This is a genomic window from Sphingorhabdus sp. EL138 (assembly GCF_900258045.1).
GTDB lineage: Bacteria > Pseudomonadota > Alphaproteobacteria > Sphingomonadales > Sphingomonadaceae > Parasphingorhabdus.
Genome location: NZ_OGVD01000002.1, coordinates 568,957 through 575,535, shown reverse-complemented (window position 1 = coordinate 575,535; position 6,579 = coordinate 568,957). Strand labels below are relative to the sequence as shown.

Here is a 6,579-nt window from a genome sequence, read left to right as displayed (position 1 = left end):
CACTTCTTCATTGTTGGCAGCACGCGCTGTGTCACCTGCAAGACGCTTCTTGCCAGCCTCCATGAAGTCCTTCGACCATTTGTAATAGACGCCTTGGGCAATGCCTTCTCGGCGACATAGCTCGGCTATCGTATCGTCACCGCGCAAACCCTCCAGTACGATCCTTATCTTCTCTTCTGCGCTATATTGCTTGCGGGTAGCACGGCGAATATCCTTCACCACCTGGTCAGCGGGCGCCTTGGAATTTTTCTGTTTTGATCTCATCTTCGTTCCTTACGTCACTACGATGATACCAAAACACTCACATGTTAATGAACCGCAATCTGTCTATCGAATGCTGACGGGGAACAATGACACTTTCCAGTATCTGGCCCTAGAGATCATCAAGCTTCTCTGTGGCAGGATAGCTCATTCGTCTTCCCCCCATCTCAGATCATGTTTTTTTAGCAAGCAGTTCTCCAAAGTTGGCTTTGCTACAACTCCCTTCAGACTACACTCTTTCCATCGAAGCTCATTTATTTCTTCATTGCTAACAGCACGAACAGTGTCACCGCCGCGACAATCATGGTAATGAATTCACCATCAAATACTCTGGTTGGGCTATGCAAACTTAGCCTTCTGATACTGTTAACAAGCATATTCTATGTATTTGCCAGGCAAGGAATAACACTGTGCCACCGAACGTCCTTAGTTTCGAAGAGGCGCCTTCCTGAACCGCTCGGATTTGCGTGTGTTCAGGCAATCACACTAAATAGCCTGATTAGCGTCGCTTTCTATTCTCAGCGGCCTTTGGGTCGTAAAACCCGCCAGATAGTTTCTGATGCCCCCAATCCATCATAGCCTGTAAGACCAGCTCCAGAGATTTTCCAGCGTCACTGAGCGAGTACCGGTATCGGGTCGGGCGCTCCTGATATGCAGCTTTTTCGACAAGACCCAGGGCGACGAGCTTCTTCAAACGGCTCGCTAGGATATTTGTTGGAATACGCTCTTCGTTTCTCAGGAGAGCCTGGAACGTATTCTTATCATGCCACATCAGATCCCTGATTATCAGCAAAGTCCACTTGTCCCCTATCAACTCAAGGCTGCGCGCAATGGAACAACGCGATCTGAATACTAAAACTTCCGGGAGTGTCTGATCGTGTGTTTCTGCATCTCGGTTTTCCGGTGTCGCCATAGAGCTTGCATATCACTGTCACTTGCATTTTGAAAGTCTCTTCGATATGAGTTACTTCAACATTGCAAGTAACTAACCGATGAGGCGCCTCAACCATGCTTCATACACATAAATCTATCCTCGACCGCATAGGGAAAACTCCGCTTGTTGAACTAAGAGGCGTAGCGCCTGAGGGCTGTGCCCGGATTCTCTTGAAGATCGAATCTGAAAACCCGACAGGCAGCATGAAAGATCGGATGGCACTCGCTATGATTGAGGCGGCGGAGGCCGATGGCAGGTTGACCAAAGGTGGTCATATTATCGAGTATACAGGCGGCAGCACTGGTGTTTCTCTTGCAATGATCTGCGCGGCAAAAGGATACAGCCTCGACATTGTCACCTCAGATGCCTTTAGCATCGAAAAACGTCGGCATATGTCTGCTTTCGGAGCAAAGCTGACCATCGTGCCATCCGATGAGGGCAGGATGGACGAAGCCCTGACACACAACATGATTGAGGCTGCCCAGGAGCTAGCAGAGAAAACAGGTGGATTCTGGACTGACCAGTTGGCCAACAAGGACCAGATTATAGCCTATCACGAAATGGGTAATGAAATATGGGCGCAGACATCTGGTGAATTGGATGCTTTTGTTGCCATGACGGGCACTGCCGCGTGTTGCCGCGGTAATTCTGAAACCCTTCATGAACACAACCCCCACATTCATTGTGTAGCGGTTGAGCCAGCGGAATCTCCGGTGCTCTCTGTGGGGAAGACAGGTGCACATAAGATCGAAGGCACCGGCGCGGGTTTTGTCGTCCCCCTATGGGATCCTTCTACCGTCGATGACATTGCCACCGTATCAACGCAGGACGCTATGCAAATGGCGCGCAAGCTCGCGGCAAGCGAAGGGATTTTCGCAGGAACATCGACTGGCGGAAACGTCGCCGTTGCGATTGAGTTGGGAAAGAAACTGGGGCCAAACGCGACCATTGTGACAATCATGTGTGATAGCGGCGTCAAGTATCTGTCGACGCCCGTCTATACGGAACAGGGAACAAGCCCTGTGATTTAGACGTCATCAAGCACAAAGGTGTGGCAGATGTAATCTATCGGAAAAGTTATTGTTCTCGGCGATGGAAGATCGGGAGAGATCCATTGATCAAGACATTGGCAAAAAGGGGAAGCAGGTTTTTCACGCATATGCCCCAAAACTTCGATACGGCGGATCTAGATTGATGAGGGTGGATGCTCCGCCCAGTTAGCGCGGGTATTTAATCAGGATCGTTTTGTCTGACAATACTCTGATGATGGCGCGTTTCTCCAAAATGGCACAAATCACGAAGTAGAATGCCAAAACCGAGCCTATAAGCCTTCCCGTTTGGCTCGTCTCCAGTAGAATATCGCCAAGACGGCCACCGTCGCAGGCACCAAGATCCCGTATTCATCAATCCAAAACCATGTATCCTCGGTCTTTGTGCTAATTGGAGTAAAGATTTTTTGTACATAAACATTGTGAGCCCCGTGAAAAATCACAGCAGGCCAGACGCTATTCGATTTGAATGTGTAATAGGTCATGATGATAGACATGCTCACTATCATGATCGTAAAGTTGGTCATCTGAAACCAGGGACTACCGCCGCCATAGGCTAACACAATTGGCACGCGCATTTACTGGAAAGTTGAGCACTAGATTGCTGACTTTCCATAGTATACACTAGTACTATCTGTCAAAACTAGAAACTGGATCTCAGTGAAGAAGTTCAAATCATGATAACACTCATAAACACAGCGTGTATTGTGGCTCCTGCAGAGGAGGTCTGGATCGTTCTTTCTGATCTGGAGGGCGTTAGCAGTTGGGTGGAAGCAATCGAAGTTGCACATTGTGTAGGCGGACAGGCCAGCGGCGTCGGCGCTTCACGTGTTTGTGAGTTGAACAATGGACTGTCCATCAAAGAAAAGTGGGTCGAGTGGGAAGTCGGCAGGTCATTCAAGTATGAAGCTGTTGGAATGCCGTTCATGAAGCGAGCAACCAATCACTGGTCGTTGCAGGAGGTAGCCGGAAAAACTCTACTAACCAGCAAAGCCGAGATTGAATTGAAAGGCGGCAGGTTTGGACGTTTGCTTGAACCTTTGATGAAACTTTTGATGCAATCCATGGGCCCGCGTTCTCTCGCCGCTTTGGCGTATCGTGTGGAAACGGGAAAGCCATATCAAGGTAAGCATCGGAACCTCCCTCGGGTCCCATCAACGTGTTAAGGCCTCATTGTGTTTCAGTTGAAGAGCTAAAAGCCCTCAGGAAAATACCGTATTCGGCGACCTGCCGCAACTAACATATCGAGTTCTGCACTTGGACGACATCTTGGTAAGACGTGATGTGACTTTCGTTATTTCATCAGATATCCATAAAATTTTCACCCCTGTTCCAAATACCCCAAGGGCAGGCGACAATTCAAACTTACAAAGCTCAGTGATGTATGCTGCTGAGAAATGTTTCTCCGCTGATCACTGGATCATTGTTTGTTGGACAACTTGTCAATCCTGCTGATCATCAAAGATCTCTTCGATCGTTTTTTTGAAGACCCGGGCAATCCGAAAGGCCAGTGGCAGTGACGGATCGTATTTCCCGTTCTCGATAGCATTGACAGAGTTTCTCGACACGCCGAGCATTTTCCCAAGATCTGCTTGAGTCCAACGCTTCTCAGCCCGCAGAACGCGAATGTTGTTCTTCATTTCCGCCTCGACTAGCTGCGCCGATTACCGTTTAGATCTCCACCACAATGTATAGCCAATGGCACAACCAACGCATTGTAGGGTCGTGGTAAAAACTACACCAAGGCCGAAGCCAATGGTGGTTGGGGACAAACCGCTTTTCCCTAAGGCCGCCGTACTTTCAATTGTGTCTTGAATGAGTGGTACGGCGATCATCAGCATGACAAACGCGATGGATAAAGGAACACCGATGCTACTGGCGATGGCAAGGGCATATCTTGCGCCTGCCGAATTCAACTCATCGGTCCCCCGAAAAACTGAAATGAATGTCCAGGCAGACCACATGATGCAAAGACCTACAAAAGTTGCGGTTATGAGGAAGGGAGGGGCGAAAATCCAGATGTAGGCGACGCCTAGAGCAATAGCAATATACGCCGCGATAGGCGATTTTAGAGCTACAAAAATGACAAATCTCCTTTTCATTTAGATAAGCTTACTTTGCACTATCCTGTGTGATTGTCAAGCCCTGCTGCGCGCAGCCTGCATCTTCTTTATATGATGGTCGCGTGATACTCCAATGTCGCAGGTGCGCAAATCCGACTCAATGGTCATCCGTGCGTTTTGCTATCCAAACAGTGCTGAGGCCGCATTATGGATCTTCTACTACGTGATCGAGAAGCCTAAAACCATGCTTCTCTAGCAACGAGCAATACTCGGTTGCATCCAGACTCGCGTGATACAGAGCTCCGCCTTCGAACTCACCAATTTCTACACTATGTTGTGGCCCGCTCGTGAACACTAACACTGCCGAAGGTGCGGCGTGTTTTGCGAAGACAGAAAACATTTGTCGCTGTTCTTCGGGCGTCAGGTGGAATATGCTGTTCCAGGCCAGGATACCGTTAAACGTATGATCCAGTTGAAGAACTCGCATATCATCAACAACCCATTGCCCGCCAGGTCCTCTTTGCCTTGCGATGTCGATCAACTCAAGCGATGTATCGACCCCGGTAAGCGCACAGCCTTTTGCAATCAAGTAACAACCGATCGGGCTTCCAGAACCAGAGCCGGCATCCAGGATAGATGGTTGAGCAGGCAGAAGCTGGATAAGCCGGTCAACCCACTTCCGTTCCTTTAACTCTGTTCCTCTTCGCTCCACCCATGGCAGGGCGTGCCGCCGATACAAGTCGATAATTTGTTTTGCTGCGTCGCTCATACTTCATTGATAGTCGAGCAATTGTAAATTGAATACGAGTTATAGTGGAATAGGTAACTGAGAAGCGCGGTCCAGAGAAACGCTAAGCCAACAATAACGAAGCGGATGCCGGTGCTCCGCCAGTGATTAGAAACACAACATGGTACTGTTGTTCGACCAGCATAATGAAAAAGTCATGACTATGGAAAGTATGTGACTCATTCAGGCGCGCGGCGACTAATGCTTTTGGCGCGCTAATGTCTGCACTTGAGCTAACCAAAGGACGCTACAGATTTAATATGACTGGCTATGCCACTCTCAATAGAATATTCATTGGCAGCATGTGCCAGATTCCCAACTGTCTGTTTGCCGAGGATGGTATCAATATGTTCCGCTATGTTTTCAGGGGAAGGAGGAGCGATAATCTTACAGTGATCCAACGGCTCCAGAATATCGTGAACCGCAGGAAAGCAATCGGTGGACAAAACGGGGCAATTGCCAGCCAATGCCTCCAATATAACGGCTGGAAGTCCTTCGTAGTCAGATGATAGAACAAAAACGCTCGCCCGCTTATACCAGCTAGCAACGTCAGTTACAAAGCCCGGTAAAAAGACTCTATGAGCGATGCCCAGTTCTTCGATCAATTCCACGCACGCGGGCCTCTCTGTGCCATCTCCCAGAATCACCAATTTCGCAGCGGAGTCTTTCACCAAAGCAAAGGCCCGGATTAACCGATCAAATCTTTTCTGTTTTTGAAACCTGCCTACGCCGAGAACAATTTTGGTTTCCACAGAAGATGGCACATAGTTTGATGCTTGTAGCATTGCGGGTGTCACATAAGGGTTTATCGCTTTTCGGACTTTATCCTCTATTCTCGGGAAGGACAAAAGCAGCTGTTTGCGTTCAGCATCGCTTAGAGTGAGAACCATATCGGCACGATGGAAAGCAAGATGATACCCTAACTTCCGGGCTGCGCCTTTTATACCTCGATGTTGCTTGTGAATTATCGGATTAGTTGCCTTCAGTATGAGCTTTGTTTCAATTCCCGACCGCTGAGTGGCAATCGCAGTTATCAAGTTCATATGATTTCCTGTCGACATCACAAAATCAGGCCGTATTTGCTTCAAGCAGGCGCTACATTTTGGCAGAAATCGTATAAGGTCCTTGGATCTCGAGCCGGAGCCTTGGCCCAGAACAATTTTGTTAACCCGCTTGTCTAACAACTCGGACATCGCTTTCGCAGCCCCACCGTTGTCGCTGAATATTATCATCGTGGTATCATATCCAGCCTTTGCGAAACCACTGGCGAGGATGCACGCGACCCGCTCGGTGCCTGCTTGCCCGAGCATATGCAATGTGAACACGATCTTCTTGGTTTTCATATAAACTAGATTCCTGGCGCCGTGCATTGGACTTTCTGAGGGAACAACGATTGAAAACTGCGCGAGAATACGACCGATTTTCAGCGTTTTTTGACAATCATTGCTGGAAAGGGGGTATTCTGAGCGACATTTTTTCGCCATA

General features: G+C 48.6%; 9 protein-coding genes. 2 read left to right on the top strand and 7 right to left on the bottom strand.

Going from position 1 to position 6,579, the window contains the following annotated elements:
* The coding region (locus DK507_RS06265; protein WP_162558923.1) for a transposase at nt 1-264 on the bottom strand (264 nt) is incomplete at its 3' end.
* A 496-nt stretch (nt 265-760) separates the two neighbouring features.
* Nucleotides 761-1,174: a helix-turn-helix domain-containing protein gene (locus tag DK507_RS06260; RefSeq protein ID WP_109355500.1), complete on the bottom strand. Its 414-nt coding sequence runs from the start codon at nt 1,172-1,174 to the stop codon at nt 761-763.
* Nucleotides 1,175-1,269: 95 nt separating this feature from the next.
* Between DK507_RS06260 and DK507_RS06255 the strand changes: the two genes are divergently transcribed.
* On the top strand, nt 1,270-2,226 hold the full coding sequence (locus DK507_RS06255; RefSeq protein WP_109355499.1) for a PLP-dependent cysteine synthase family protein: 957 nt from the start codon (nt 1,270-1,272) through the stop codon (nt 2,224-2,226).
* A gap of 290 nt (nt 2,227-2,516) precedes the next feature.
* On the opposite strand, the gene DK507_RS18215 is transcribed toward DK507_RS06255, so the two are convergent.
* Complete coding sequence (locus tag DK507_RS18215; protein WP_367889551.1) at nt 2,517-2,753, bottom strand: hypothetical protein; 237 nt, start codon at nt 2,751-2,753, stop codon at nt 2,517-2,519.
* 168 nt (nt 2,754-2,921) lie between these two features.
* On the opposite strand from DK507_RS18215, the gene DK507_RS06245 reads away from it, so the two are divergent.
* Nucleotides 2,922-3,410, top strand: coding sequence for an SRPBCC family protein (locus tag DK507_RS06245; protein ID WP_109355497.1), 489 nt, complete (start codon nt 2,922-2,924; stop codon nt 3,408-3,410).
* 276 nt (nt 3,411-3,686) lie between these two features.
* Here DK507_RS06245 and DK507_RS06240 read toward each other — a convergent pair whose 3' ends face one another.
* The 4 genes from DK507_RS06240 to DK507_RS06225 all read right to left on the bottom strand — a co-directional run bounded on the left by DK507_RS06240 (nt 3,687) and on the right by DK507_RS06225 (nt 6,578).
* The gene (locus DK507_RS06240; RefSeq protein WP_109355496.1) at nt 3,687-3,884 is read right to left on the bottom strand and encodes a helix-turn-helix transcriptional regulator; all 198 of its coding nucleotides are present in this window, start codon (nt 3,882-3,884) and stop codon (nt 3,687-3,689) included.
* A 24-nt stretch (nt 3,885-3,908) separates the two neighbouring features.
* Nucleotides 3,909-4,346: a hypothetical protein gene (locus DK507_RS06235; RefSeq protein WP_109355495.1), complete on the bottom strand. Its 438-nt coding sequence runs from the start codon at nt 4,344-4,346 to the stop codon at nt 3,909-3,911.
* A 166-nt stretch (nt 4,347-4,512) separates the two neighbouring features.
* Nucleotides 4,513-5,076 (bottom strand): class I SAM-dependent methyltransferase, encoded by a 564-nt coding sequence (locus tag DK507_RS06230; RefSeq protein ID WP_109355494.1) that lies wholly within the window; start codon nt 5,074-5,076, stop codon nt 4,513-4,515.
* 251 nt (nt 5,077-5,327) lie between these two features.
* The gene (locus DK507_RS06225) at nt 5,328-6,578 is read right to left on the bottom strand and encodes a glycosyltransferase (protein WP_162558922.1); all 1,251 of its coding nucleotides are present in this window, start codon (nt 6,576-6,578) and stop codon (nt 5,328-5,330) included.
* Nucleotide 6,579 lies beyond the last annotated feature (1 nt).